General features: G+C 63.5%; 1 protein-coding gene. It reads right to left on the reverse strand.

Annotated features, from left to right (window positions below; genetic code table 11):
- The coding region (locus tag AC0IYH_RS29975; protein WP_471837737.1) for a P-loop NTPase at positions 1 to 359 on the reverse strand (359 nt) is incomplete at both ends.

Below are 359 nucleotides of genomic sequence, written 5' to 3' on the forward strand. Positions count from 1 at the left end.
CCTGTACGCCATGGGCTTCGAGCGGCACGAACCACTTCTGATCACGTACTTGAGGCCGCGTACCTTCAGGGATACCGAACATGATGCCTTGGCTCGGGCCGTAGATATCGGCATCGAGAATGCCCACCCGCGCGCCTTCACGGGCCAATGCCAGGGCCAGGTTGGCAGCGGTGGTCGACTTGCCCACCCCGCCCTTGCCGGACGCCACGGCGATCACGTTCTTGACGTTGGCCAGGGCCGGCACTTGAGCCTGCGCCTTGTGGGCGGCGATAACACACTCCACCTCTACGCTGGCGCTGCGTACACCCTCGATATTTTCGATGGCCAGCTGCAGCAGTTGCGCCCAGCCCTGCTTGAAC

The organism is Pseudomonas sp. AC463 (genome assembly GCF_979253585.1).